Consider the following 26,291-nt stretch of genomic DNA (forward strand, 5'->3'; position numbering starts at 1 on the left):
GCGGCTAGTTCGCCCGGCTGAGACTGATGGGCAGGACCAGCGTGTCGACCACCACGTCCAGCGGCAGGCTCAGCATCATCAGCGGCGACAGGTAACGGGTAGAGGTCTGGTACAGCGTGTCCTGCGCCGCCTTCGGATAATAGAGGGCCAGGCAGGGATCGGCGGGTCTGGGGTCGGCGGCAAATGCCCAGTCCAGTGCCGCGACATCGAGGCGGGTCATCGCGTACACCACCGGGCAGACGCTGGCATGCTCGGCCTTGGGTTTGCCCTGTTTCTCCAGCATCATCGTGGTGCAGCCGGTCCCGCTCGCCACCAGCAGCGAAGTGGCCAGGGCGGCGAGCCGGCGGTTCATGCGGCCTCCGTGGCGGGAGAATGGCACAGCGCCAGGAAGCCGGCTTCGTCCAGGATCGGCACGCCCAGCGCCTGTGCCCTGGTCAGCTTGGCGCCCGGTTCGGCGCCGGCGACCAGATAGTCGGTCCTGGCCGAGACGCTGCCGGTCGCCTTGCCGCCCAGGGACAGCACCAGCGCCTTGGCGTCCTCGCGCGACAGGCCTGCCAGCGTACCGGTGATGACGAAGGTCTTGCCGGCCAGTGGCAGGGCGGCGGGCTTGGGCCGTTCCGGCAGCCTTTCCCACGCGACCCCGGCGGCTCTGAGGTCCTGGATGACGGCCAGATTGTGCGGCTGCCGGAAGAAGGTGTGAAGGTGGTGCGCCACCGCTGGACCGACGTCGGGAACCGCCTGAAGCTCGGCCTCGCTGGCACGCATCAGCGGATCGAGGTCGCGGAAATGCTCGGCCAGCGTGCGGGCCTTGACTTCGCCGACCTTGCGGATGCCGAGGGCATAGAGGAAGCGCGGCAGGGTGGTCCGCCGGCTGGCGGCGATGGCGGCGACCAGGTTGGCGGCGGATTTCTCGCCCAGGCGTTCGAGCCGGGCCAGCGGTTCGGTTTCCAGCCGGTAAAGATCCGCCACCGTCGCGATCAGGCCCTTCTCCAGCAATTGGTCGACCAGCCTGTCGCCGAGGCCGTCGATGTTCATGGCCTTGCGGGAGGCGAAATGCTTGACGGCCTCCTTGTGCTGGGCAGGGCAGTAGAGGCCGCCGCTGCAGCGGGCAATGGCCTCGTCCTCCACCTGCTCGATCTCCGAGCCGCACTTCGGGCAGCGGTCCGGCATCGCGAATGGCGGGGCGTCCGCCGGCCGCATGTCCACTAGGCTCCTGACGATTTCCGGGATCACGTCGCCGGCCCGCCGGACAACGACGCTATCGCCGACGCGGATGTCCTTGCGGTGCACCTCGTCGGCGTTGTGCAGGGTGGCGTTGGTGACGGTGACGCCGCCGACGAAGACCGGTTCCAGCCGGGCCACCGGGGTCAGGGCGCCGGTACGGCCGACTTGGACGTCGATGGCCGTCACGCGGGTGGTGGCCTCCTCGGCCGGGAACTTGTGGGCGATGGCCCAGCGGGGATGGTGAGCGGTCGAATCTCGAATCCGCTGCAGTTCCAGCAGGTCGATTTTGTATACCACGCCATCGATTTCATAATCCAGCGAATGCCTGCGGGAAAGGATTTCTTCGTAGTAGACAAGGCATCCCTCCGAACCCTCGACCAACCGGGCTTCGGGGTTAACCGGGAGGCCCCATGTCTTCAGCAGCGCCATGAGCTGGCTCTGGCTGTCTGGCAAAAGGTCATTCGGAAAGTAGCCAATGCCATAGCAGAAAAAAGCCAGTGGCCGGGTCGCGGTAACTTCTGGATTGAGTTGCCTTAGACTACCCGCAGCGGCGTTTCTGGGATTGATGAAGGTTTTTTCACCTCTTGTCCTGGCTATTTCGTTGAGTTGCCTGAAGCCCGCAACAGGCATGAAGACCTCGCCTCTTACCTCAAAAAGCTGGGGCCAGCCTTCACCAAGGAGTTGATCGGGAATACTGCTGATGGTGCGAGCGTTGGCGGTAATGTCTTCCCCAATGATGCCGTCGCCGCGGGTGGCGCCGGACTTGAGCCGCCCATTTTCGTAGGTCAGGTTAACGGCCAAACCGTCCAGTTTGGGCTCGACCCAGTAGAAAACCTTTTGCGGTGGGATTTTGTTGCTTTCGGATTCGCGGCCAGAGTTCGTTCCGCGCCCCTGTCGGGGACTGGCAAAGTGGTCTTGATGGAACTTTTGTACTTGTTCCGCGTTGAAGGCATTGTCGAGCGAGCGCATCGGTATCCGATGTTGCACCTCGGCGAATGCCTCGACGGGCGGGGCGCCGACCCGCTGGGTCGGGGAGTCGGCGGTCCGGAGTTCCGGGTAGGCCTGCTCCAGCCGCAGCAGTTCCTGTATCAGCTGGTCGTACTCGGCGTCGGCGATCAGCGGGTCGTCGAGCTGGTGGTAGCGGCGGTTGTGGAAATTGATGGTCTCGCGCAGTTCGGCAACCTGCCGGCGGACGGGTTCGGGAACGTTCACGCGGTCGGCGACGGGGCGATGGGTTGCTTGAGCAGGTTGCGCATGTGGGCAACCTTGCTGGCGCTCAGCGGCTGGCGGGCCTCGTCCCACTGGATGCCATGCAGGCGCTGGGCCAGCTCGCGGCTGGTGTTGACCAGGTCGTCGTAGATGCCGAGCGGATCGGACACCCGCGCGGTCTGGAAGAACAGCACGATGCCGGGGCAGTCGAAATGCTCCATGGCGTCGATGGGGAAGGTGCCGGGCTCGACCAGGCTGGCGACGCTGAACTGGGTCTGGGTCAGGTCGCGGTCGTAGCGATGGAAGATGCCCATCTCGCCGTACAGCAGGTCGGCGTCCAGCAGCGCCTGCCTGAGCTCGGCGCCGTGGAAGAAACGCCCGGGACCGGCCACCACGCTGACCTGGATCAGGAACGGGGCGCCACCCTCGCCCGCCTGGGCCGCTGCCGGCGCGCCGTTGTCGGCGCGCGTCTCCTCCTCGACGATCGACTCCAGCTCGTATTCCTCCATGTCGGCGAAGTCGAGCCCGTCGAGCTGGGGTTCCTTGCGGGTACCGGCGCCGGGCGTAATGATGCGGACGGTCTCCTCGAAATCGTCGTCCGGGGCTTCGGCCTCGTCCCCCGCGCCCTGGTCTGGCTGGTCCGCTCCGGATCCGCGCGACAGCCGGCTCAGCAAGGGCTGCCGGAAGCGGTGCCAGAGATAGATGCCCGCCAGCACGACCAGGCCAGTGGCGATCAATAACAGGCGAACGGTATCTCTATCCATCGCTGATTCTCGGTGTTCAAACAGCCGCCAGTTCGACCGCCGCGTCGATGTCGACGGCGACGATGCGGGACACGCCGGGCTCTTTCATGGTGACCCCGGCCAGATGCTGGGCGATTTCCATGGTGGCCTTGTTATGGGAAATGAACAAAAATTGTACCCTTTCGGACATTTCCTTGACCAACTCGCCGAAGCGGCCGACGTTGGCGTCGTCCAGCGGCGCGTCCACCTCGTCCAGCAGGCAGAACGGCGCCGGATTCAGCTCGAAGATCGCGAACACCAGGGCCGCCGCCGTCAGCGCCTTTTCCCCGCCCGACAGCAGGTGGATGGAGCTGTTGCGCTTGCCCGGCGGGCGGGCGATGACGGTGACGCCGGTTTCCAGCAGATCGCGGTCGGTGAGTTCCAGGCTGGCCTGGCCGCCGCCGAACAGCTTCGGGAACATACGCTGCAGGCCGGCATTGATGCGCTCGAAGGTGTCCTTGAAACGCGTGCGGCATTCCCGGTCGATTTTTTCGATGGCCTCCCGCAGGGTGGCGAGCGAGTCGCCCAGATCCCGGTGCTGCTGGTCGAGAAAGGCCAGCCGCTCCTCCTGGGCGAGGTACTCCTCCCGCGCCGTCAGGTTGACGGCGCCGAGGCGGGCGATTTCCTCGCCCAGTTCGGCGACGCGCTGCTGCCAGCGTTTCTCGTCGGCCTCTTCGGGCAGGCCGGCCATGACGGCGGCCGGTTCGGCGCCGAGTTCCTCGAACTGTTCCTGGACCGTCTGCCGGCGGACCTCGTTGGCGGACAGTTCCCGCCGGATTGTCTCCAGTCGCTCCTTGGTCTCGGCGCGCGCGCGCTCATTGCGGAGCCGGGCCTCGCTGCTGGCGCGCAGCGCCTTCTCCAGTTCATCCGCCCGTTGCCGGAGGCCCGCCAGCGCCTGTTCCGAGCGGGATTTTTCCTGCTGCAGGGCGGCCAGCTCGGTTTCGCTGTCCTCGCTCGGCGAGCCGGTTTCCTGCAGGCGGGCGCGCAGGGCATCCAGCCGCTGCGAGGCCTGGTCGTAGAGCTGCTGCGCACGCTGCAGGTGGCGACCGGTGAGCGCCTCGCTGGCGCGCAGGCCTTCGGCGCGGCTTGCGAGTCCCGCGACCTGGTCCCGCGCCAGCCGCAGGGCGGCGTCGGCCTCGCCAAGGCGGTCTTCGAGGCGATGGCGGCCGTCGGCGTATTCGGCGGCGTCCAGCTCCAGCCCGGCCAGCCGTTCCCCGGCTTCGAGGCGCTGCAGGCGGCTCTCCTCCAGCGTCTCGGTGTGTTCGGCGAGCTGCTCGGCCAGGTCGGCAAGCTCGGCCTGAACCTGCCGCAGCCGCTTCGAGGCCTGCTCGCAGCGTGCCCGCGCCGCGCTCAGCTCGGCTTTGGCGCGACCATGTTCGGCACCCAGACGGCGCTCTTCGGCCTGCCGCTGCTCGCGCTCGTGTTCGGCTGCCCGCGTGGCCGCCTCGGTGGCGTGCAGCGCCTCTTCGAGCCGGGCCACGGTCTCGCACAGCCGCGCGTGATCGGCCTTGAGGGCCTTGAGTTCGCGCTCGCGCTTGATGACGCCGGCCTGGCTGGCCGCGGGGCGCTGCAGCGACAGCCAGCCGGTGCCGAGGCGTGTGCCGTCGGGGGTAACCACCGATTCATGCGGCGCCAGGTCACCGCTCAGGGCGAGGGCACCGGGCAGATCGTCGGCGCAGTGGATCGCGCCGAGCAGGGGTTCGAGATTCCAGGGGCAGCCGACGCGCGCCAGCAGGCGTTGCGGCGCGCCATCCGGGCGAGCGGCCGGCACGCGGGTCTCGAGCAGTGTCAGCGATTCGCCGGACAGCGTCGACAGGCGCGGCGCCAGGACCTCGGCGCGCTCCGCGATGCAGAGTGCCTGGAGATGGCCGCCCAGGACCGTTTCCACCGCCGTTTCCCAGCCCGGCTGGACCTCCAGATGTTCGGCCAGGCGGGGCGTCTCGGCCAAACCCTGCTCGGCGAGCCAGCGTTGCAGCGGCGCCCGGTCCTTGCCCATGGCGTGTTCCTGCAGGGTTTCCAGCGAACTGATCTTGCCGGCCACGGCGTGCTGTTCCGCCCGCTGGCCATTCAGGTCCTGCTGGAGCTGTTTCAGCCGCTCGCGCCCGTCCTGGATACGCTCGTGCAGTCCGGCCAGCGTCGCCTGAAGTTCACCGCGCTCGGCTTCCAGTTCGGCCACGGCCTGCTCCAGTTCGTCCAGCGCTTCGGCGTTCACGGCGGCTTCAACCTCCTGGCGCTCCCGGTCCAGCCGCTCGCGGCGGCTTTCCAGCTGCCGCGCGTGCTGTTCCAGCTGGGCGATGCGGGCCTGCTGGATGTCGCGCTGGCTGCGCCAGTGGCCGATGGCGGCGCTCAGCTGCTCGAATGACTGGCGCGCCGACCGGAGCTCGCCATCGGCCGCCTCGCGCCGGTCGCTGGCCTCGATCTCCGCCATGCGGGCTTCCTCCAGCCCGCTTTCGACATCGGCCAGGCTCTCGCGCAGGGTGTCGAGCTGCAAGCGGTCCTGCTCCAGATCCTGCGCGGCCTGGTGCTGTTCCTGGCACAGCCGCGTTTCCTCCTGCACCAGGTTTTCGTGCGTCTCGCGGGCATGGCGCAGGGATTGCGCCAGCCGGCTGATGTCCGCGCCCAGTTCGTAGAACCGCGCCTGTTCCTGGTTCAGGGTCTTCTGCAGGGCGTCCTGCAAGGCCTGCTGTGTCGCCTGGGTGGCCGTCAGGCCGTGATCCTCCTCCGCGAGGACGCGGAAGCGCGACTCGCACTCGGCCAGCCGTACCTGCTGGGCCTGGAATTCGGCCTCGTACTTGCGCCAGCGCAGGCCCAGCAACTGCTCGCGATAGCGGCGCTCCTCGTCCTTCAGCGCGGTGTATTTCTCCGCCTTGCGGGCCTGGCGCTTGAGGCTTTCCAGCTGCTTCTCGACCTCCTCGCGCAGGTCCAGCAGCCGGTCCAGGTTTTCCTGGGTGTGGCCCATGCGCAGCTCGGTCTCGTGGCGGCGCTCCTTGTACCTGGAGATGCCGGCGGCTTCCTCGATGAGTTCGCGCAGCTCGGCTGGCCTGGCCTCGATCAGCCGGGAAATCGTGCCCTGTTCGATGATGGCGTAGCTGCGCGAGCCCAGGCCGGTGCCGAGGAACAGATCGGTGATGTCCTTGCGCCGGCAGCGCGTGCCATTGAGCAGGTAGGTCGAGGTGCCGTCGCGCGTCACCTGGCGCTTGATGGAAATCTCGGGGTAGCGGGCGAATTCGCCAGGCGCCTTGCCCTCGCCGTTGTCGAACACCAGCTCGACCGAGGCCATGCCGACCGGCTTGCGACTGCTGGAGCCGTTGAAGATGACGTCCGCCATGCTCTCGCCGCGCAGGTGCTTGGCGGAGCTTTCGCCCATCACCCAGCGTACGGCATCGATGATGTTGGACTTGCCGCAGCCATTCGGCCCGACGATGCCGATCAGGTTGCCGGGCGTCGGGATCGTCGTCGGATCGACGAAGGACTTGAACCCCGCAAGTTTGATTCGGTCGAGGCGCACGGTGGTGGCGGGAACGTCGGCAGGCGGGTGCTGGTTGGGCGGCAGGGAGACCGGCTATTATAGCCGACTCGACTTTTCGCCCGGGCCGCTTCTCCCGAAGCGCTGTCCCGGCCGCCTGCCGGGCCTTTGCCCCGGCTCTTCCCCAACCCGGAGCGCCACGTCCGCCATGACCACCCAGCCCAGCAAGCAACTGGAAACCTTCGACAATCCGCAGCCCGAGCGGGATTTCACCATCCGCATCGACATGCCGGAGTTCACCTGCCTGTGTCCCAAGACCGGCCAGCCGGATTTCGCCACCCTGCACCTGGAATACGTTCCCGACCGGCATTGCGTGGAGCTGAAATCGCTCAAGCTCTACATCTGGTCGTACCGCGACGAGGGCGCCTTCCACGAGGCGGTGACCAACCGCATCCTCGACGATCTGGTCGCCGCCACCCAGCCGCGCTTCATGCGCCTGACCGCCCGTTTCAATGTGCGTGGCGGCGTCTATACCCATGTGGTCGCCGAACACCGCAAGCCCGGCTGGCAGGCGCCCGCCGTTGTCCAGTTGCCCTGAATACCGTTGGGAGGACCCATGACATCACCCGTTTGTCCGGCCTGCAAGGGCGAGCATGTCTACAGCGACGGCGAGAACCACGTCTGCCCCGACTGTTTCCACGAGTGGCCGCTGTCGGCTACAGGCGATGAGGTTGGCGCCACCGATGCCGTGGTGCGCGATGCCAACGGCACGCCACTGGCCGATGGCGATTCGGTGCTGCTGATCAAGGATCTCAAGGTCAAGGGCAGCTCGACCACCCTCAAGAAGGGTGCCAAGGCCAAGAATATCCGCCTTCGCGACGGCGACCACGAGGTCGATTGCAAGATCGACGGCATCAGCTACATGCTGAAGGCGTGTTTCCTGAAGAAAGCCTGATTCCGGCGGCTGCCCGCGACCGGGGAGATGGCCCGTGACGGTCGCGGGAAACGACGGGTCGCCGGCCGCGCTGCCACCCGGCGCGGCCATCTACAGCCGGACCCTGCTGGCGGTCTATGACGCCTATGTGCTGGGGTTCTCCAATCGCTGCGCCTGGCGCTGCCCCTCGCGGCACATCCTGGCGCTTTACGACCGCCGTGTGTCCGCGTGTCACCTGGAGGTGGGTGCCGGCACGGGGTACTTTCCCGATCATTGCCGTTTTCCCGTCGCCGATCCCCGGATCGACCTGCTCGATATTCACCCTGAGACGCTGGCGAAGGCCGCACGGCGGCTGGCATGTTATCGACCCCGCAGCTATCGGGCCAATGTGCTGGAGCCGCTGGGTCTGCCCAGGCCGGGTTCGGGTTACGGCTCCATTGCCGCGAACTATTTGCTGCACTGCCTCCCGGGGCCGATCCGGGACAAGGGCCGCGTGCTGTTCGACCATCTGCTTCCGTTGCTGGACCCCGCCGGCGGATGCCTGTTCGGGAGCACGATTCTTGGCTTGGGTGTGGCGCACAACGCGCTGGGCCGACGCCTGATGGCGCTCTACAACCGCAAGGGCATCTTCGGCAATTCAGCCGACGACGAGGCGGATCTCCGCCGTCTGCTCGAAGGCTATTTTCCGTATTCCCACGTCACGGTTCGGGGATGCGTGGCGCTTTTCTCGGGATCGACGCGGCCGATGGTGGAACCGTAGGCCGGGGCAGGGGGGGGCGGAGCAACCCCGCGACGGTGTGAGGGACTTTGTCGCCTCAGGTGGTTTGGGGCTGTGCCGACATCGCTCGCCGGTCAATCCGGTTATGGTGGGCGGCTAGCCACTCGAGGTGCTGTAGCTGTCAGATCGGCATTCGGCGAATCCCGCATTGATTATGCGGCGTAAGCCCTAGGCCGGTTACCCCGTGGGCGGGTTAAGCGAGGGCGCGTTGACAGAGGTCAGTTTGGCCGAGTTGGACTGACGGATGGTGGGCGAGGTCGATTCAGCCTGATTCGCTGGTCTCGCGCCCGGCTGCGTGGTCTCGCCATCGGTCGCCGTCCGCACCAGGTCCCGTATCCAACGGCGCATAGCCGCCCCCTAAAGTATTTCTGAGGGTCGTTGACGAAATGCCCGGTGTCCGTTCGATGTAGACAACGTCACACCATGGCGTCAGGAACTCGTATTCTCCCTCCCAATCCTGCCCCATTGCTACGAGGGTGATCTGGTGTCTGCGCACCATGTCGATCTTTTGGCGAATGATCTTCACCCGCCCTGTACCGTCGATTGGACCATCGAGCGTAAGCACTGCATCGACATGGCGCGTGTGGAGCAACATCTCGCGACGGATGGCATGCGAGTAGTAGGGCTTCGGTTTTCCCCCGGCCATGATGATGTCGTCCGTCGCCAGCCCGACAATCAGGTGTTCCCCCATGGCTCTGACGCGAGCGAGCAGCCGCAGGTGGCCATAGTGCAGGAGATCGAATGCACCGAACGTCAGGATTCTAGTCATGCGGATGTTGTACCCGGCGCGCTTCCCCGAAGTGTGTCCAGCGCCGCGCCGGTTCCAGGGGCTTCATGTAATCGGCACCGTAGCGGAGCGTGAGGAATCGATTCAGGTCATTCGGCACCAACACCTCCACGCCGGCTAGCCGATCTCGCTGCAGTGGATATACGGTACTCCACGGATATTTGCCGACCCATGGCCGCCCGATGGCTCCGGATATGATGCCAATCCTGCCGAGCCGGCAGCGGAGGTCCATCCGCTCGAACATGGCCTGAAGACCCATACGGTAAACCAGCGGCACTAGCCGATACAGTGCGGTCGCGCTGACCGCGCGCTTCACCAGTTGTTTCCACCAATCCGCCGAGTACGGATGCTCCTTGAAAGCCGTGATGCGCGCGAGCAGATTATCCAGGCGTTTCCAGCCGAGAGACTGCCAGTGCATCATCGGAATGACATCGATGAAAATGCCGCAAGGGTCGTCGAAGCCGGTTTGTCCATCGACCTGGGTGCGAGTATCCGACACCTTGTAGGCCGGGTACTGGGGTCGCTTCTCCGGGAGCAGTCTGAATCTCGCTGGCAAGTGCCGCATGGCGGCGAGGAAGTTGGGCATGTCTCCAGCCCATACGGCGATATCGAGGTCGTCATCCCAAGGAATCAGCGCGCGGTTATGCCGGGCGATGCCGAGACATCCACCCCCAATCAGAACGTATTCGACACCGTGCCGGTCGCACAGGGTCGTTACGACATGCAGGATCTCACACAGTGAGGACTGTACCTCCCCCGCAGTCATGATGTCAGGCGCAACCATGCGATGGAACGATAATTAACAAGCTCGCACCCCCTTCGGCGACAACGACCGGGGTGAACACGCACATGTGATATCGGCCGATGCTATCGTGGCGACCCTGCCACCCCAGCGTTGCAGGAACTGGGTAGGATGGCGATTTGCGTGTCGAAGTTGTAGCCGCAGAGGTAAATCTTGACCGTACTTGGCGACGCAGGTAACTGCCCGTCAGCCAGGGTCGGCGACTCGGCCGACGGGGCGTGGGGATGGGCAGTGCGCTACATGGCTTCCAGAATCGCGCCCTTGACGGCCTCCAGCGTGGCGGGAACCTTGCTGGGCTGGATGTCGCACTGGCCGATGGCGGTGTCGGGGTCCTTGAGGCCATTGCCGGTGAGGGTGCAGACGATGGTTCTGCCCTCGGGAATCCTGCCGGATTTGAGGTCGCGCAGGACGCCGGCCACGGATGTGGCGGAGGCGGGTTCGCAGAAGATGCCTTCCTTTTCCGACAGCAGCTTCTGTGTGGCGAGGATTTCGGCATCGGTCAGTTCGTCGAACCAGCCGCCGGATTCGCGGCTGGCGGTCCAGGCCTGCTCCCAGGATTGCGGGTGGCCGATGCGGATGGCGGTGGCGACGGTTTCCGGTTCGTCGACCATGTGGCCGCGCAGGAAGGGCGCGGCGCCGGCGGCCTGGTAGCCGACCATGACCGGGCGGTTCTCGCAGAGCTTGCCGATGCCGGTATACCGGCAATCGCCGTGGCAGAAGGCGCAGGCATCGGTGGGCTTGTGGCCCGGCGCGCAGGTCGCCTCGGTGTAGCCGATCCAGTGCGCGGTGATATTGCCGGCGTTGCCGACCGGCAGGCAATGGTAGTCCGGCGCGCGGCCCAGCGCCTCGATGATCTCGAAGGCGGCGGTTTTCTGCCCCTGTAGCCGGAATGGGTTGATCGAGTTGACGATGGTGACCGGCGCGTGATCGGCGATTTCCTTCACCAGTCGCATGCCGTCGTCGAAGTTGCCCTGGATTTGCAGCACCCTGGCACCGTGGATCATGGCCTGGGCCAGCTTGCCGAGGGCGATCTTGCCGTCGGGAATCAGCACGAAACAGGTGATGCCGGCACGGGCCGCGTAGGCCGCCGCCGCCGCCGAGGTATTGCCGGTGGAGGCGCAGACGATGGCGCGGCTGCCGGCCTCGACCGCCTTGGTCACGGCCATGGTCATGCCGCGATCCTTGAATGAGCCGGTCGGGTTCAGGCCCTCGAACTTCACGAACAGGTCGACATGCTTGCCGATCAGCCGGGGGATGTTGACCAGCTGGATCAGCGGCGTGTTGCCTTCGTTGAGGCTGACGGCCCTGGTTTCCGGCGCAACCGGCAGGCGGTTGCGGTATTTGTCGATCAGGCCGGTATAGCGGGTGGGAGAGGTCATGGAAGGTGCTTGCTTTCTGATGGCGAGGTTCGTAGGCGGGTGGGGCGGCTAACCTAGCGTCTCCACCCGGATGCGCTTGACCGGCCCGCCGATCGTGGGCAGCGCCTCGATCTGGGCCAGGGCGTCGTTCAGTTTCCGTTCGCGAACCCGGTGGGTGAGCATGATGACCGGCAGCTGGCTCTCGCCCTCCGGCGGCTCCTTCTGCAGGATGGCCTCGATGCTGATGCCATGGTTGGCCAGGATGCGGGTGACATCGGCGAGCACACCGGGCTGGTCGCTGGCGCTGAGGCGCAGGTAGTAGGCCGTTTCCACCTCGCCAATGGCCAGGATCGGCAGATCGGCGATGGCGCCGGGCTGGAAGGCCAGGTGCGGCACCCGGTTGTGCGGATCGGCGGTCAGGGTGCGCACCACGTCGACGAGGTCGGCCACTACCGAGGAAGCCGTCGGTTCGGCGCCGGCGCCGGCGCCGTAGTAAAGCGTCGGGCCGACTGCGTCGCCCTTGACCAGCACCGCGTTCATGACGCCGTTGACGTTGGCGATCAGCCGCCGTTCGGGAATCAGCGTCGGATGCACGCGCAGCTCGATGCCCGCCGGCGCGCGGCGGGCGATGCCGAGCAGCTTGATGCGATAGCCCAGCGCCTCGGCATAGGCGACATCCAGCGCGGTGATGCCGCTGATGCCCTCGACATGGACCTTGTCGAACTGCAGCGGGATGCCGAAGGCGATGGAGGCGAGGATGGTCAGCTTGTGCGCGGCGTCGATGCCCTCGACGTCGAAGGTCGGGTCGGCCTCGGCATAGCCCAGCGCCTGGGCCTCGGCCAGCACGTCGGCGAAGTCCCGGCCCTTGTCGCGCATCTCGGTCAGGATGAAGTTGCATGTGCCGTTGATGATGCCGGCCAGCCACTCCACGGTGTTGCCGGCCAGGCCTTCGCGGATGGCCTTGATGACGGGGATGCCTCCGGCGACCGCGGCCTCGAAGGCGACCATCAGCCCCTTCTCGCGGGCCTTGGCGAAGATTTCGTTGCCGTGCAGGGCGATCAGCGCCTTGTTGGCGGTGACGACGTGCTTGCCGTTTTCCAGCGCCGCCAGCACCAGTTCGCGCGCGGGACTGATGCCGCCGATCAGCTCGACGACGATGTCGATGGCGGGATCGTTGACGATGGCGAAGGCGTCGGTGGTCAGCTGGATGCCGGCGGTGTCGCAGATGCGGGCGCGGCCGAGATCGCGGGCCGAGGCGGCGCGGATCTGGATCTCGCGGCCGGCGCGGCGGGTGATTTCCGTGGCGTTGCGCCGGAGAACGCTGACCGTGCCGCCGCCGACGGTGCCGAGTCCGAGTATGCCGATAGTGACGGGTTTCAAAGCAGGATCCTCCTGGTAGGCGACAGGCGCGATGGGGGCGGGCTCAGGCGGCGCTGTCCTTGCGCATCATGGCCTTGATGCCGCGCACGGCCTGGCGCGTGCGATGCTCGTTTTCGATCAGGCTGAAGCGGACGTGGTCGTCGCCGTATTCGCCGAAGCCGATGCCGGGCGAGACGGCGACCTGGGCTTCCAGCAGCATCTTCTTGGCGAACTCCAGCGATCCCAGGTGGCGGTAGGGTTCGGGAATCGGCGCCCACATGAACATGGTCGCCCTGGGCTTCTCGATCTCCCAGCCGATGCTGCTCAGGCTGGACCAGAGCACGTCGCGGCGGCTGCGGTAGGTGTCGCAGATTTCCTGCACGCAGTCCTGCGGACCTTCCAGCGCGGTGATGGCGGCCACCTGGATGGGCGCGAAGGTGCCGTAGTCGAGATAGGACTTGATGCGTCCCAGCGCGGCGACCAGTTCCCGGTTGCCGCACATGAAGCCGACCCGCCAGCCGGGCATGTTGTAGCTCTTGGAGAGGGTGAAGAACTCCACCGCGACATCGGTTGCCCCGGGGACCTGCAGGATCGAGGGGGCGACATAGCCGTCGAAGACGATATCGGCATAGGCTATGTCATGCACGACCCAGATCTTGTACTCGCGGGCCAGGGCCACGACCTTCTCGAAGAACTCCAGTTCCACGCACTGGGTGGTCGGGTTGCCGGGGAAGTTGAGCACCAGCATCTTCGGCTTCGGCCAGGAGGTCTTGATGGCCTTTTCCAGCTCCTCGAAGAAGTCCATGCCCGGCACCAGCGGCACATGACGCACGTCGGCGCCAGCCAGCACGAAACCGTAGGGATGGATCGGATAGGCGGGATTGGGCACCAGGGCGGCATCGCCGGGGCCCATGGTGGCCATGGCCAGATGCGCCAGGCCTTCCTTGGAGCCGATGGTGACGATGGCCTGGGAATCCGGGTCCAGTTCCACGCCGAAGCGGCGTTCGTACCAGCCGCAGATGGCCTTGCGCAGGCGGATGATGCCCTTGGAGACGGAATAGCGGTGGGCGGCGCCCTTCTGCGAGACCTCGATCAGCTTGTCGACGATGTGCCGGGGCGTGGCGCGATCCGGGTTACCCATGCCGAAATCGATGATGTCGACTCCCGCCGCGCGCTGCTTTGCCTTGAGTTCGTTGACGATGTTGAAGACATAGGGGGGCAATCGTTTGATGCGTTGGAATTCTTCCATCGAGGCTGCTGCAGGGCTGGAGGGCTGAGGCGCGGGAACCGCGGGCAAGCGTGTAAAAGTACCGAGGCCCCCGGAGACTGTCAACGGCAGGGGATGGCGGGCGGTCAGGCGGTTTGTCCGCGCCTTGGGGAACGGCCCCGGATTGTGGGAAACTGCCGCCATGACACCCCCTGTAACCGCCAGCGCTCCGGAACTGCCGCCAGTGGTGCTCTGCCTGTCCGGGCACGATCCGACCGGTGGTGCCGGCATCCAGGCCGACATCGAAATCCTGCGCCGGCTGGGTTGCCATCCCTGTACGGTGGTAACGGCCCTGACCGCCCAGGATACGGTGGATGTCGCCGAGGTGTACCCGCAGGATCCCGAGCACTTCCTGACGCAGGCGCGGCGGTTGCTCGCCGATATCGGGATTCGTGCCATCAAGATCGGTCTTTTGGGCAGTGCCGCGATGGCCGCCGCCACGGCGCGGCTGATAGACGAGGCGCCGGCGGTGCCGGTGATCCTGGACCCTGTTCTGGCGGCGGGCGGCGGCCACCCGCTGGCCGGCGAGGATCTGCGGCACGTCATGCTCCGGGAGCTCATGCCCCGCGCGACGGTGGTCACGCCCAACACGCCGGAGGCCCGGCGGCTGACGGGTGAGGTTGGCGCTGATGCCTGCGCGGCGGCGCTGCTGGCGCTGGGGGCCGCGCATGTATTGCTGACCGGCACCCATGCGGCGGGGCCGACGGTGATCAACCGCTGGTATGGACCCGATGGCGCTGTCGCCAGCCACTGGCCACGCCTGCCCGGCAGTTACCATGGCTCCGGCTGCACACTGGCGTCGGCCCTGGCCGGCGGGCTGGCGCGGGACCTGCCGATGGCGGTCGCGATCGCCGAGGCCCAGCAGGTCACCTGGACCACCCTGAGCGAGGCCCGCCGAATCGGTCGCGGGCAGTGGCTGCCGCGCCGCTGATGGCCGCTCGGGGATACGCCGGCGTTTTTGCCGGGCAACAGGATCGAGTCTGACCCATTGGCGGCCACATGAGCACGACCCGGGACGAACTGGCCGAGTTTCTGGACAACTTGCTGAATCCCGCCGCGTTCGCCGATTACGGGCCCAACGGCTTGCAGATCGAGGGGGCGGAGGTGATCGAGCGGGTGGCCTTCGCGGTTTCCGCCACGCGGCATTCGGCGACCTTGGCCGCCGAATGGCAGGCCCAGGCTCTGGTCGTGCATCACGGGCTGTTCTGGTCCTTTCACGGCAGCCGGCCGCTGACCGGTCCCTTCGCCCGGCGGGTCTTCCCCCTGGTGCGGCAGGCCATCAACCTGTTCGCCTACCATCTGCCGCTGGATGCCCATCCCGAGGTGGGCAATGCCGCGACCCTGGCACAGCGGCTCGGCATGCGTGACCTCGCGCCCTTCGGCGATCACCAGGGGTGCCCGACCGGCATCAGCGGCCTCCTCGCCGCACCGCTCACCGCCGCGGCCTTGCGGACGCGCCTGGCGGAAGTGCTGGCGCATCCCGTCATGATGGCCTCGCCCGATCCGGAGCGGCGGGTGGGTTCGGCCGGCATCATCACCGGCGGCGCCAACCGGGACTGGGTGCGTGCGGTGCGGGCCGGCCTGGACGCCTATGTCACCGGCGAAATGAGCGAGCACGACTGGCACGAGAGCCAGGAGGCGGGTCTGCACATGTATGCCGGCGGTCATCACGCCACCGAGCAATTCGGTATCCAGGCGCTGATGGCGCGGGTGCAGGACCGGTTCGATGTGGCGTGCTGCTATATCGACAGCCCCAACCCGGCCTGATGTCGCCGTCCGCCGTCGCGGTACAGTTTCAGCCCGCCCTGCCGTCCCAGGCCGAGGCCATCTCGACCCTGTCGCTTGCCATCTGGGAGGCCAGTTACCGGCCGGACCTGCTCAGCGAAGGCGAATTCGCCTGTTTCTGGAATCGTGCCTACACGCCGGAACGCCTCAGGGCGGACATGGCGCGGGGCGCCTGCTACGAATGGATCTGCGTGGCGGGGCGGCGGGCAGGGTTTCTGGCCTACCGGCATGAGCCGGATAGCCGGCGCCTGCTGCTCGGCAAGCTCTATCTGGCCACGGAGTGGCACGGGCAGGGGATCGGCGCCCGGGCATTGGCGCGGGTGCTCGATGCCGGTCGTCGCCTTGACGTGGCGGAGGTCTACCTTTACGTGTTTCGCCGCAACCTGAAGGCGATCCGGGCCTATCGGCGGGCGGGCTTCGTCATCGACCGGCCCGAGGTGACGCCATGCGACGGTGGTTACCGTTACGATGACTATGTGATGGTCCACCGTTTTGCCGGCACGCGGGCTGCGTGACGGTGCCAGGGCGGTCCGGCCGCCCTGGCGTGGGGGCGGGTGGGCTCAGTGTGCCGGCGCGGCGGGAGTCGCCGGTGTGGCGCCATGCTGCATGTTGCCCATGCCGCCGCTGGCGCCGCCATGTTGCATGCCCGGCATGCCGCCCTTGTTTTTCATCATTTCCTGCATGTGCTGCTGCATCATCATGTGATGCTGCTTTTCGTGCTCCTTCATCAACTGCAGCTGTTCGGCCTTGAGCTTTTCCTTTTCTGCAGGATCGGTGGTGGCCAGAATCTTGCTGGACAGTTCGTGCATCTTCAGCAGGTGTTCCTGCTTGGCCTTGAGCCGTTCATCGCTCATCATCATGCCGCCCATGTTGCCCATACCACCCATGCCGCCCATCTGGTGACCACCGGGGGCCGGGGCTTGCGGGGCCGCTTCTCCGGCCTGTGCTGCGGGCAGGGTGAACAGGGCGCAGAGGCAGGTCGCGATGCAAAGAGGTTTCAGTGTCATGTTGTGTCTCCTTAGGCGTGCTGGCGCGGGTTCGCGCTGCCAATCCAGCTTAGCAGAACTGGCCCTGCCGGGGCTCAGGGGCCGGGGTTGCCGATGTTCATGTTGGCGGGGCCCGGGTCGTACAGCCCGGTCAGCTTGCGGCGGAATTCGTTGGAGATTTCCCTGCCCTTGACCTGGTTGTCGACGATTCTCGGCGTCAGCAGCACGACCAGCTCGGTCCGTTCCGATTTCATGTCCGTGGCCCCGAACAGGTCGCCGAGAATCGGCAGTTCGTAAAGCAGGGGGATGCCGGAGCGGGTACTGGAGGTGTTCTCGCGGATCAGACCGCCGAGCACCAGCGTTTCGCCATCCTGCACGGCCACCTGGCTCTTGATCTGGCGCTGGGCGATGGTGGGCGACTGGATCTGATCCTTGTCGCCCGAGGCTTTCGGGGCGACGTTGCTGACCGTCTGGATGATGTCCATGTTGACCAGGCCACCCGCATTGACGCGCGGGCGGACATTGAGCAGCACGCCCGTGTCGCGGTACTGGATGGACTGGACCACGTTGTTGGTGTTGATGGTGTTGGACACGGAGCCGGTCAGGATGGGCACCTGGTCGCCCACCCGCATCGAGGCTTCCTGGTTGTTCAGCACCATGACCGAGGGCGAGGAGAGCATGTTGATCTTGCCCTTGTCGGCCTGGGCTTGCAGCAACAGGCGGACATCCTTGCCCATGGCCGTCAGGGAGTAGGTGAAGGCATAGGCGGAGGCGGCCTCCAGGACTTCATTCTTGATGAGGTCGGTCGGGTTCAAGCCCGCACGGTTCGAGCCGGACTGGAAATACCACTTGATGCCGTACTTCAGGTTGTCGGAGAGGATGACCTCGGCGATGGTGGCGTCGATCAGTACCTGCAAGGGCAGGACATCCAGCTCCTTGATGACGGCCTCGATTTCCTTGTACTCCTGCTCCCTGGCTGTGATGACCAGGGCGTTGTTGGGCGGATCGGCAACGATGCGGATGTTGCCCAGGTTGACAGCCGTGCTGCCCTGATTGCGGTTGCCGGAAGTGCCGCGGCCGATGCCGCCGCCAAAGCCGCCACCGCTCATGGAACCACCGCCAAAGCCAGACGAGCCGCCGCCGAGACCACCGGAGGCGCCGCCACCCATCCCCCCGGCCGAGCCGCTGCCAAAGCCGCTGGTCGAGACGCCGCTCAGGTCGCCCATCCCGCCCGACGAGCCACCGCTGTAGTTGGGGCCCATGGTGGAGCCGAGGCTGCCGCCGGAGGAGCCCGCGCCGAGGTCGCCCGAGGTGCTGGAGCCCATATCGCCGCTGGAGCTGCTGAAGCCGCTGCCGCCGCTGCCCGGGGTGCTGCTGCTGCTGGCGCCGATGGAGCTGTCCTGGAAGCCGGGTCGCAGCGAGGCCCGGCTGCCGCTGCCGGACCCGCCGCCGAAGATGTTGCTGAGGGTCTTGGCCAGCTCCACGGCATCGACATTCTGCAGCCGGTAGACGTGGATGCCGCCCATGCGCTTGGGGCTGTAGCGGTCCAACCGGCCGACCCAGCTGGCGATCTCTTCCAGATAGCGCGGCTGCGGCGTGATCGCCATGATGGCGTTGAGGCGGTCGATGGGCATGACCCGCACCAGACCCGCCAGCGGTCCCTTGGCGGTATCGCCGAGGATTTTCTCGATCTCGGTCGCGATCAGCGCCGGCTCCACGTTGGCCAGCGGGAAGATGCCGACCGACATGCCGCGCATGAAGTCGACGTCGAACAGCTGGATGGTGTCGAGAACGCTGGCCAGCTCGTCGGAGCTGCCGGCCAGCCAGAGCATGTTGCGCGTGCTGTCCACTCGCACGATCGATTTGGGTGGCATCAGGGGTTCCAGGATCTTCTGCATTTCCTGCACGCCGACATAGCGCAGCGGCACGACTCGCAGCTGGTAACCGGTCGGCAGGCGCTGCCCGGGCAGGCCCAGGCGGGCGCCCGGTGCGCCGACCACGCCCGAGGTGTCGGGCTCGATCCTGTAGATGCCGTTTTCCTTGATCAGCACGGCGCCGTTCAGCCGCAGCAGGGTCTCCAGGGTCGGGATCAGCTCGTCGTCGCTAAGGGCGCGGGTCGTCTGCAGGGTGACGCGGCCCGAGACCTTGGGGCTGATCACGTAGTTCAGCTTGAGCGTCTCGTCGAGGATGGTTTTCGCCACTTCGTTGATGTCGGCATCGTCGAAGTTGAGGGTGTACTTGCCTTCCGTGCGGTTGCGGATGGCCGAAGTCGGCGCGCCGCCGACCGTCGTGCCGCCCTTGCCCAGCAGATTGCCGCTGGCCGGGTAGTACTCTGGCGGCTGTGCCGGCTTGGCGCCCAGCGGCTCGCTCTGGACCGGTCTGGAATCCAGCGGCTTTTGGACGGGCTCCACCCGCAGGTTGGGGGGGATCGGCGTCCGCTTGACGGCCTCGGGCCCCAGCGACTCGCAGCCGTTCAGGGCCAGGCCGATCGACAGCGCCAGCATGGCCTGGCGCCGGGATGGCAGCGAGGAGGAGAGAACTTTCTTAACAAACGACATGTGGCATGACCTGATGGCAGAAATTCGCCGGGGCGAAGGTCGGGTAGAAGGTAGGCATGATTCCGGTTGAATGCTGGCTACAGAGGGCCTGTCCGCTTACTGGTCCGGCTGCTCGGCGTCTTCGTCCTGCTCGCCGCCGGGATCGATGGCCTCGGCGCCGCCCGGCAGCATGCCGCCCATGTTGGGGACCATGGCCTGGCCCTGGGCTGGCAGCGGCAGGGGTTGCGGAGGTTGTCGCATCACGGGCCGGTTGGCCCCCGGCTTGCGCTGGGGGGGCTGCTCGCCGGGCGCGGCGGCCGGTGTCGGCGTGGGCGCGGCGCCCGGCGGACGCTTCTTCAGCAGGGCCAGGTCCTCCCGGTTACCGCCATGGTCGAGCAGCACCCGGTCGGGCTTGATGTCCACGATTTGCCAGCCGTCCAGGGCGTCCCTGACCTTCAGGCGCTTGTATTTGCCCTTGGCGTCGGCGACCAGCGCCATCTTGCCTTGCGGTGTGGCGAGGATGCCCATCAGCTTGAAGGATATCGGCGGCGGGGGTTCCAGCTTGGGCGGCGCGGGCGGTTCCGGCGGTGCGGGCTGGCTGGGGCGGCGCGATTCCATGAACAGCGGACGCTCCACCATCTGCTGGTACTGGCTGATGTCGGGCAGGGCGAAATCGTCGGCAGCCAGTTCGGGCTCGGCCGGCGTCGCGGCCGGCGCCGACGGGTTCTGCCCGCCGTGGAGGCGCTGCTGGCGCAGGTGCAGCCATTCCCCGGTCAGCAGCGCGCCGAGAAAGGAGGTGACGATCAGGAGCAGGCCGCTCAGGAAATAGGGGCGCAGGCGTTTGCTCATGATTCAGGGCGCCTGCATGTAGCCGATGACGTCGAAATCGACGCTGAGGCGGTCCTCGATTACCGGATTCTTGTCGCGCGGGTTGCGCGGCATGCGGATCGGCCGGATATTGAGGTTTTCGATGAACAGGGAAGGTTTGCCGGCTTCGAAACGGTGCAGCACCTGCCGCAGCACGGCGGTGCTGCCGGTCATGCGCAGCTTGATGCCGATGCGCACGGCATTTTCCTCGGCCCGTTCGGGGATGACCTGGGTGCTGGACAGCTCGCCGCCCGCCTCGCTGACGATCTGCTTGATGCGGGTTTGCAGGTCTGCCGACGCCAGTGCGGCCGTGTTGGTCGGCAGGAAGGCGTCATTCTTCCGCGCCATAGCCTGGATGCGTTCCAGGCGCTGCGTCAGCGCTTCGCGGGTATCGGCAACCTGTTGCAGGCGGTTGAGGCGGAAGCGCAGATCCTCCGCCTTTTCGCGGTATTCGCGTCCTAGGTTGAGCAGGGGATAGATCGCCCCCAGGAACACCACGGTCAACAGCAGCAGCAACAGGCCGACGGCCGCCAGGCGCGAGTTGTTGAATTCGATCGGCTGGTTGAGCCGTTTAGCGAGATTTTTCAGAGAACCTCCCATTGACCGCGTCACCGGCAATCTGGAAGCGCTCCAGCCCGTTGGAGGTGTCCTTGGTGACGGGGGAGACAAAGCTGACGTTGCGGAAGAAGGCCGATGTCTCGATGCGCTGCAACAGGCTGGACGCCGAGGGCGACTGCCCCTGGACGATGAGCCGGCGATTGGCGTACTGGAGCCCGTTCAGCCAGGTGCCGTCCGGGATGACCCGGGTCAGTTCCTCGAGCATGTCCAGCAGCACGGGCTCGACGTGTTTCCTGTCCTGGAGGAAACGCGCCTGGTGTTGCAGCTTCTCGGCCTGCTCGCGCATGGATTCGACCTCCTGGGCGATGCGGGCGGTTTTCTTGACCTGATCCTGCAGGCGCTTGACCTCGTTGTTGGCGGACCAGAGCGGCACTATCGCCACCAGCGTCAGCAGGGTGACAATCAGGCCGGCCAGGATGCCATTGAGGATGCCCGGGAGCCTGCGGCGGGGTGGCCGGAATTTTTCCGGCAGCAGGTCGTAGCTGCCGATGCGGGTTTCGCCATCCAGGTAAACCCGCTCGGGGCGCCAGCCGGCGGCGGTCAGGTCTTCCAGGATGCTGTCCAGCTTGGTCTTGGGCGTCAGCACCAGGTCGACCACGATCTGGCGGGTGGCCTTGAGTCGACTCGCGACCAGGGCGCTGAAATAGACCTGGTCGCTCTTGAAGGGCGTCATCCGGTCCATCTCGAAGGCGATGACCTGCTGCAGGTTCTCGGCAGCGGCCATGGGCAGCTTGATCTGCTTGCGCAAGCCCTGATGGTTTTCCAGTTTCAGGACGATGGCGAGATCATCCAGTTTCGGATGCTCTTGCAGGAAGCGCAGGCGCGCGGTTTCGCCTGTGTCGTCCAGGGGCAGGCTGGCCAGCCGGGTTTCGCCGTCCGCTCGTCTGTGCCAGAGCGCCACGCCCTGGCCGTCGCGGCTGAGTACCAGGTATTCGCCGCCGCTGCCGAGCAGCTGGCGCAGGCCGGCGGGAACCAGGGCGAGCAGCTCGCCGCTCCACCACTGCCAGAACTCGCGCAGTTGTGTCTCCAGGGGCATGTCGAACTTGAGCATGAGCTACAGCGGTTTCCGCCACCAATGGTGGTTTACTGGGTTGCTTCCTGTTGGGGGGTGCCCGGCTTGCGGGGAATCGCGTAGGGCTTCCAGCGCAGAATGGTAAAGGGCGATCCGTCGGCGGCGGGGCCCCGGCGTATCGTCGCCAGGACGCCGGCGCCTTGCTGATCGTCGATTTCGGCGATGGCCGATACCGTGTAGGCCATGTCGGTACCGCCGCCCGCCGGCAGCCCGGGTATGGGCGGGAGCACCCCGGGCGTACCCTGGCTGCGCTGCTGGATGAAATTGTCGACGGCGCCGGCATCTCCCCCCAGCAGCACCATCAGTATCTCCCGCGACGCGACGGCGGGATTCAACCCGTCGGTGCCCGTATATAGGGTAAACCAGCTCTCCAGTTTTCGATACAGCTCCGGGGTGATGCCCATGACTCCGCGCAGCTCGTCGAGGATGAGGAAGTTGCGGTTCTGCGGCGGTGCCTGGAGTCGCCGGGCGATGTAGTCCTCGGCTTCCGCACCGTTGTTGCGGCGGATGTCGTCGGGGTCGCGCCAGTCCATGACCGCATCGGCCAGCCGGGTGGCCAGCTCCTCGTTGCGGGCCACGAGCTTGAAGACGGTCTGCAGGGTTTGCTCCTGGGCCGCGTTGAGGTCCACCTTGCCGCCCTCGTCCATGATGCGGATGCGCACGCGAGCGCCATCCACGTTCCAGACATAGGGCGTCCCGTCCGCCCGCCAGCGCAGCTTGGGGTCCGGCAGGGTGAGCATGAGCATGGCGTAGTTGACGCCGCCCTCGGCCAGCGCCAGGGCCTTGGCGCGTTCGTGGGCATGGGCGAGGATACCGGCCTCGCGCTGGGTCGACAGGGCGAAGCTGCCGGCCATGATGGTCATCAGGCTGATGATCCACAGCACCATGATGAGCGCGACGCCGCCCTGGCGGATGCCGGGGACGCCCGGTGTGGGTATGGTCTTCGCCATCAGCGCAGCATCAGGGTTCTGGGCGCGATCAGCAGGCTGGGCCAGGGATCCTCGCCGGCGCGGGTGATTTCGATCCGGATCAGCGTCGGCAACTGGTATTCCCGCCACTCGTTCACCCATTTGCCGGTCGGTGCGTTCGGCTGGCGCAGGTTGCCGTCCTCGTTCTGCGGGCCGAAGTAGGCGAACCTGAGATTGACCACATCCTCGACGATGGCGATGTCGTCGATGGGCTGGGGCGGGCGTTTGGTCTGATCCGGGGTCGACTGGTACGGTACGATGGCGACGCGCAGTTCCTTGTGAGCGTCCTGGCCGGCGAGATACAGCTCGAAGCGGTAGAGGCCGCCGCCCTCCAGCTGGTCGGGCAGCGGCGCCACATAGGTCAGGCTGCTGGCGGTGCCCTTGAAGGAGGGTTCCATCTCGCCGTTGCTGTTGACGCCCGAAACCGGCAGCAGGCTGCCGATGTGCTTGCGCAGGAAGCTCTCGACGATGAACAGCCGGCTGGCCTTGGCCATGCGCTCCTCGCCGGCTTCCCAGCTGCCGGCGCCGATGCGCAGGCTGCCGGTGAGCAGCAGCATCATGATGCCCAGCAGCACCGAGGCGATCAGCACCTCGATGAGGGTAAAGCCGGATTGCCGGCCGCGGCGAAGGGCGGACGTCCTCAATTCAGGCCTCCGCCGGGGTTGTCGGGTATCAGCCGCAGGCTGGTCAGGTTGAAGGCACGCGGGTCGCTTTCATCGCCCCACTCCACCGTCAGTTCCACCCAGTAGGGCTTGAAGCCCAGATTCTGTCCGCCCAGCAGCGCGGGATCGAAGGGATAGGGGGTCACGTTCAGGTCCCAACGGTAGCCGTCCGCCAGCTCACCCGACTGGACACCCGGTCGCAGCGGCAGGTCGACGCCGACCGAGGCCATCATCGACTCGGCGGTGAGGATGGCCCGCGAGTATTCGTCGGCGGTTGCCGCGATGTGTCCGCCGCCCGCGAAGATGCGCAGCAGGACCCCGAGCGACAGCGCCATGATCGCGAAGGCGACCAGGATCTCGATCAGCGAGAAGCCGCCTTGCCGAGGCACGCCGCTAGTCCTCACTTTCCTGCTCGCCGATGCGGACCTCGCCGGTCAGCCAGTTGATGTCCACCACGCGCGTCTGTCCCTGGCCGATCAGGGTGACCCGGCCGCCGGTCGAGGAGCCGTCCGGGAAGAAGCGGATGCGGCCGGCGCCCTCGTCCAGGGTCTCGGTCGACGTGGTGTACAGCCCCAGCGCGATGTCGGCCGGCAGCCGGAACAGCTTGCTGCGTCCGCTCACGCGGTAGCGATGGTGTTCGACATCCAGTTCGAAAAGGGCATCCTGGCCCTGTATCAGCGCCTGGCCACGGGCATGCCGGAGGGCCGAGGCGACATCCCGCGTGGCCGAATACAACTGCGTGCGGGCGATGGCGGGGCCGAAACTGGGCACCACCGTGCCGATCAGGATGCCGGCAATCACCAGCACGACCATGATTTCCAGCAGGGTGAAGCCGCCCTGCCGCCGATGGCGCGAGGGACTCGCCGGCAGCCGGCCGCAGCCGGCCCGGGGCATGGGCATCACGACGCAGCCCCGCGCATGGCGATCTGCCGCAGCCGCCGGGGCACGTTGCCGGGCGGGAGCTCCCCCCCGGCGTGATGGTTCGCGCTGGTCAGGGGGGCTTGCCGGTTCAGTCCCAGCTCTTCACGTCCTGGTCCTCGCCCTCGCCGCCCTCGGCGTTGTCGGCGCCCAGGCTGAAGATGTCGAACTTGCCGTGCTGGCCGGGCATGGCGTAGTGATAGGGATTGTTCCAGGGGTCGGCCGGCATCTTGCGCTTGCGCAGGTAGGGGCCGTTCCAGAATTTCGCGCTGGCCGGTTGCTCGATCAGGGCCGCGAGGCCCTCTTCGGTGCCCGGATAGCGGCCGACATCGAGGCGGTACATGTCCAGGGCCGAGGAGAGTTCCTCGATCTGGAGTTTCGCGGTCTTGGTCTTGGATTCGCCCAGGTGCTTGATGACCTGCGGGCCGACCAGGCCGGCGAGCAGGCCGATGATGGCGAGCACGACCAACAGCTCGATCAGGGTGAAACCGGTCTGGCGGCGCAGCGGCGTGCGTCGGGATAGCAGGGCGATGTTTTTCATATCAGGCTCTTGCGGTTGGTAAAACGACAGGCGGGGACCGCGCGGGTCGGCCGCGCGATCCGTTGGCCAGCGCGGCGATTTTCGCATTATCCGGCTGGCTCCGGGGAGACGCGGTGGGTTGCGGACATGGCGTCGGCGCGCTGCGGCCCGGGCTCAGAAGGCAAGATCGTTGACGCTGAGGATGGCCATCAGGATCGAGATGATGATGCCGCCGATCATGATGCCCAGGCCGACGATCAGCACCGGCTCCAGCAACGCCAGCAGGCGCTGGATGGAAATCTTGATTTCCTTGTCGTAGGTGGTCGCCACCCGGTCCAGCATCTCCGGCAGCTGGGCCGATTCCTCGCCGAGCTTGATCATCTGCATGGCCAGCGAGGGGAAGATGTCCGCCTCCATCAGCGGCGCTGTCAGCCCGCCGCCCTCCTTGAGGCTGTTCACGGCCAGGTCGAGCTTCTGCGCCACCAGGCGGTTGTCCAGGGTGTCCTTGACGATGGACAGGCCGGCCAGCAGGGGCACGCCGTTCGTCAGCAGGGTGGCCAGGGTGCGGCTGAAACTGGCCACCTGGAACTTGAGGATCAGGTCGCCGAACAGCGGCAGCCTGAGCATCCAGCCATCCCAGCTCAGCCGTCGCACCGGGTCCGAGCGCTGATAGCGAATCCAGGCGGAACCCAGGGCGATCAGCAGGAAGGCGACCCACCAGTAGTCGCGGATGGCATCGGCCGCGCCCACCACGATCTGGGTCGGTACCGGCAGTTCCTTGCCCGCGCTCTCGAACATCTCGGTGAATTGCGGCACCACGAAGGTCAGCAGCAACAGCAGCGAGCCGATGGCCATGACGACCAGGATGATCGGATAGATCATCGCCGTGGTCACCGTGTCCTTCAGTTCCTTGGAGCTGTCGAGATACTGGGTCAGGCGTTCCAGCACCACTTCCAGGGCACCGCCTGCCTCGCCGGCACGGATCAGGTTCAGGTAGAAACGCGAGAACACCGGGCCCTGCGCCTCCAGTGCGTCGGAGAGCTGGGCGCCCCCCTTGATCCGCTCCAGGATCTTGCCGACCATGGCGTTGAACGCCGGCTCCTGGGTCGTGAGTTCGAGCAGCACCGTCAGGGCGCGATCCAGCGGTAGGCCGGCTTCCAGCAGGGTCATCAGTTCGCGGGTGAAGAGGGTCAGCTGCTTGTGGGTGATTTTCGCGCCACGCCGGCCGAAGCGCAGGAAGCCGAACGGCGTGGAGCCGGCGGCGGTGACCCGGATCGGCAGCAGCCCTTCCTCCTGGAGCGCCAGGATCAGCGCCGCCTCGCTCGGCGATTCGCGATCCTCCTCGATGGTCTCGCCGTCGCGGTTGACGGCCTTGACATGAAACAGGGGCAT

The 26,291-nt window shown here is 66.5% G+C and carries 26 protein-coding genes; 6 read left to right on the top strand and 20 right to left on the bottom strand.

The window, feature by feature from the left end:
- Positions 1-4: 4 nt before the first annotated feature.
- From ACH5N8_RS01765 to smc, 4 genes are read right to left on the bottom strand one after another with little or no spacing between them, the layout of a single operon-like run.
- The gene (locus ACH5N8_RS01765; RefSeq protein ID WP_483282266.1) at positions 5-352 is read right to left on the bottom strand and encodes a YceK/YidQ family lipoprotein; all 348 of its coding nucleotides are present in this window, start codon (positions 350-352) and stop codon (positions 5-7) included.
- Positions 349-2,436 carry an NAD-dependent DNA ligase LigA gene (gene ligA, locus ACH5N8_RS01770; RefSeq protein ID WP_483282267.1) on the bottom strand — a complete coding sequence of 696 codons (2,088 nt, stop codon included), beginning with the start codon at positions 2,434-2,436 and terminating at the stop codon, positions 349-351. Before ligA ends, ACH5N8_RS01765 begins: the two co-directional genes overlap by 4 nt.
- Positions 2,433-3,197, bottom strand: coding sequence for a cell division protein ZipA (locus ACH5N8_RS01775; RefSeq protein WP_483282268.1), 765 nt, complete (start codon positions 3,195-3,197; stop codon positions 2,433-2,435). The genes ligA and ACH5N8_RS01775 overlap by 4 nt, the downstream gene beginning before the upstream one ends.
- 16 nt (positions 3,198-3,213) lie before the next feature.
- A complete protein-coding gene (smc, locus tag ACH5N8_RS01780) occupies positions 3,214-6,723 on the bottom strand; it encodes a chromosome segregation protein SMC (protein WP_483282269.1) in 3,510 nt (1,169 codons plus the stop codon).
- Between the two features lie 166 nt (positions 6,724-6,889).
- Here smc and queF point away from each other — a divergent pair, with 166 nt between their 5' ends.
- The 3 genes from queF to ACH5N8_RS01795 are packed head-to-tail and all read left to right on the top strand — an operon-like array spanning position 6,890 to position 8,375.
- Positions 6,890-7,279 (top strand): preQ(1) synthase, encoded by a 390-nt coding sequence (gene queF / locus ACH5N8_RS01785; RefSeq protein ID WP_460027057.1) that lies wholly within the window; start codon positions 6,890-6,892, stop codon positions 7,277-7,279.
- An 18-nt stretch (positions 7,280-7,297) separates the two neighbouring features.
- Positions 7,298-7,636 carry a zinc ribbon domain-containing protein YjdM gene (locus ACH5N8_RS01790; RefSeq protein WP_460027058.1) on the top strand — a complete coding sequence of 113 codons (339 nt, stop codon included), beginning with the start codon at positions 7,298-7,300 and terminating at the stop codon, positions 7,634-7,636.
- Between the two features lie 34 nt (positions 7,637-7,670).
- Positions 7,671-8,375: a class I SAM-dependent methyltransferase gene (locus ACH5N8_RS01795; RefSeq protein ID WP_483282270.1), complete on the top strand. Its 705-nt coding sequence runs from the start codon at positions 7,671-7,673 to the stop codon at positions 8,373-8,375.
- A gap of 280 nt (positions 8,376-8,655) precedes the next feature.
- Here the strand turns inward: ACH5N8_RS01795 and ACH5N8_RS01800 are convergent, their stop codons facing one another.
- The 5 genes from ACH5N8_RS01800 to alaC all read right to left on the bottom strand — a co-directional run bounded on the left by ACH5N8_RS01800 (position 8,656) and on the right by alaC (position 13,948).
- A complete protein-coding gene (locus ACH5N8_RS01800; RefSeq protein ID WP_483282271.1) occupies positions 8,656-9,162 on the bottom strand; it encodes an adenylyltransferase/cytidyltransferase family protein in 507 nt (168 codons plus the stop codon).
- Positions 9,155-9,964 (bottom strand): LicD family protein, encoded by an 810-nt coding sequence (locus ACH5N8_RS01805; RefSeq protein ID WP_483282272.1) that lies wholly within the window; start codon positions 9,962-9,964, stop codon positions 9,155-9,157. The genes ACH5N8_RS01800 and ACH5N8_RS01805 overlap by 8 nt, the downstream gene beginning before the upstream one ends.
- Positions 9,965-10,218: 254 nt before the next feature.
- Entirely contained in the window at positions 10,219-11,361 is a 1,143-nt protein-coding gene (thrC, locus tag ACH5N8_RS01810; protein ID WP_483282273.1) for a threonine synthase, read from the bottom strand.
- 48 nt (positions 11,362-11,409) lie between these two features.
- Complete coding sequence (locus ACH5N8_RS01815) at positions 11,410-12,720, bottom strand: homoserine dehydrogenase (RefSeq protein WP_483282274.1); 1,311 nt, start codon at positions 12,718-12,720, stop codon at positions 11,410-11,412.
- Between the two features lie 43 nt (positions 12,721-12,763).
- Entirely contained in the window at positions 12,764-13,948 is a 1,185-nt protein-coding gene (alaC, locus tag ACH5N8_RS01820; RefSeq protein ID WP_460027064.1) for an alanine transaminase, read from the bottom strand.
- A 160-nt stretch (positions 13,949-14,108) separates the two neighbouring features.
- On the opposite strand from alaC, the gene thiD reads away from it, so the two are divergent.
- From thiD to ACH5N8_RS01835, 3 genes are all read left to right on the top strand, one after another.
- Positions 14,109-14,897: a bifunctional hydroxymethylpyrimidine kinase/phosphomethylpyrimidine kinase gene (gene thiD / locus ACH5N8_RS01825; RefSeq protein WP_483282275.1), complete on the top strand. Its 789-nt coding sequence runs from the start codon at positions 14,109-14,111 to the stop codon at positions 14,895-14,897.
- A 68-nt stretch (positions 14,898-14,965) separates the two neighbouring features.
- Positions 14,966-15,733 (top strand): Nif3-like dinuclear metal center hexameric protein, encoded by a 768-nt coding sequence (locus ACH5N8_RS01830; RefSeq protein WP_483282276.1) that lies wholly within the window; start codon positions 14,966-14,968, stop codon positions 15,731-15,733.
- Entirely contained in the window at positions 15,733-16,266 is a 534-nt protein-coding gene (locus ACH5N8_RS01835; protein WP_483282277.1) for a GNAT family N-acetyltransferase, read from the top strand. The genes ACH5N8_RS01830 and ACH5N8_RS01835 overlap by 1 nt, the downstream gene beginning before the upstream one ends.
- A gap of 45 nt (positions 16,267-16,311) precedes the next feature.
- Here ACH5N8_RS01835 and ACH5N8_RS01840 read toward each other — a convergent pair whose 3' ends face one another.
- The 11 genes from ACH5N8_RS01840 to ACH5N8_RS01890 all read right to left on the bottom strand — a co-directional run bounded on the left by ACH5N8_RS01840 (position 16,312) and on the right by ACH5N8_RS01890 (position 26,291).
- Positions 16,312-16,758, bottom strand: a complete 447-nt coding sequence (locus ACH5N8_RS01840) for a hypothetical protein (RefSeq protein ID WP_483282278.1) — start codon at positions 16,756-16,758, stop codon at positions 16,312-16,314.
- A 74-nt stretch (positions 16,759-16,832) separates the two neighbouring features.
- Positions 16,833-19,295: a type II secretion system secretin GspD gene (gene gspD, locus ACH5N8_RS01845; RefSeq protein WP_483282279.1), complete on the bottom strand. Its 2,463-nt coding sequence runs from the start codon at positions 19,293-19,295 to the stop codon at positions 16,833-16,835.
- Between the two features lie 96 nt (positions 19,296-19,391).
- Positions 19,392-20,123 carry a type II secretion system protein N gene (locus ACH5N8_RS01850; protein ID WP_460027070.1) on the bottom strand — a complete coding sequence of 244 codons (732 nt, stop codon included), beginning with the start codon at positions 20,121-20,123 and terminating at the stop codon, positions 19,392-19,394.
- 3 nt (positions 20,124-20,126) lie between these two features.
- The gene (gene gspM / locus ACH5N8_RS01855; RefSeq protein ID WP_483282280.1) at positions 20,127-20,741 is read right to left on the bottom strand and encodes a type II secretion system protein GspM; all 615 of its coding nucleotides are present in this window, start codon (positions 20,739-20,741) and stop codon (positions 20,127-20,129) included.
- Positions 20,713-21,810 (bottom strand): PilN domain-containing protein, encoded by a 1,098-nt coding sequence (locus ACH5N8_RS01860; RefSeq protein WP_483282281.1) that lies wholly within the window; start codon positions 21,808-21,810, stop codon positions 20,713-20,715. The genes gspM and ACH5N8_RS01860 overlap by 29 nt, the downstream gene beginning before the upstream one ends.
- 32 nt (positions 21,811-21,842) lie before the next feature.
- Complete coding sequence (locus tag ACH5N8_RS01865; protein WP_483282282.1) at positions 21,843-22,781, bottom strand: type II secretion system minor pseudopilin; 939 nt, start codon at positions 22,779-22,781, stop codon at positions 21,843-21,845.
- Positions 22,781-23,443 (bottom strand): prepilin-type N-terminal cleavage/methylation domain-containing protein, encoded by a 663-nt coding sequence (locus ACH5N8_RS01870; protein ID WP_483282283.1) that lies wholly within the window; start codon positions 23,441-23,443, stop codon positions 22,781-22,783. Before ACH5N8_RS01870 ends, ACH5N8_RS01865 begins: the two co-directional genes overlap by 1 nt.
- On the bottom strand, positions 23,440-23,850 hold the full coding sequence (locus ACH5N8_RS01875) for a type IV pilus modification PilV family protein (protein WP_460027075.1): 411 nt from the start codon (positions 23,848-23,850) through the stop codon (positions 23,440-23,442). Before ACH5N8_RS01875 ends, ACH5N8_RS01870 begins: the two co-directional genes overlap by 4 nt.
- Before the next feature lie 4 nt (positions 23,851-23,854).
- Positions 23,855-24,355, bottom strand: coding sequence for a GspH/FimT family pseudopilin (locus ACH5N8_RS01880; RefSeq protein WP_483282284.1), 501 nt, complete (start codon positions 24,353-24,355; stop codon positions 23,855-23,857).
- A gap of 115 nt (positions 24,356-24,470) precedes the next feature.
- A complete protein-coding gene (gene gspG, locus ACH5N8_RS01885; RefSeq protein WP_460027076.1) occupies positions 24,471-24,920 on the bottom strand; it encodes a type II secretion system major pseudopilin GspG in 450 nt (149 codons plus the stop codon).
- Positions 24,921-25,073: 153 nt separating this feature from the next.
- Positions 25,074-26,291, bottom strand: a complete 1,218-nt coding sequence (locus tag ACH5N8_RS01890; RefSeq protein WP_460027077.1) for a type II secretion system F family protein — start codon at positions 26,289-26,291, stop codon at positions 25,074-25,076.

The sequence above is a fragment of the Methyloparacoccus sp. NF-16 genome (assembly GCF_056880625.1).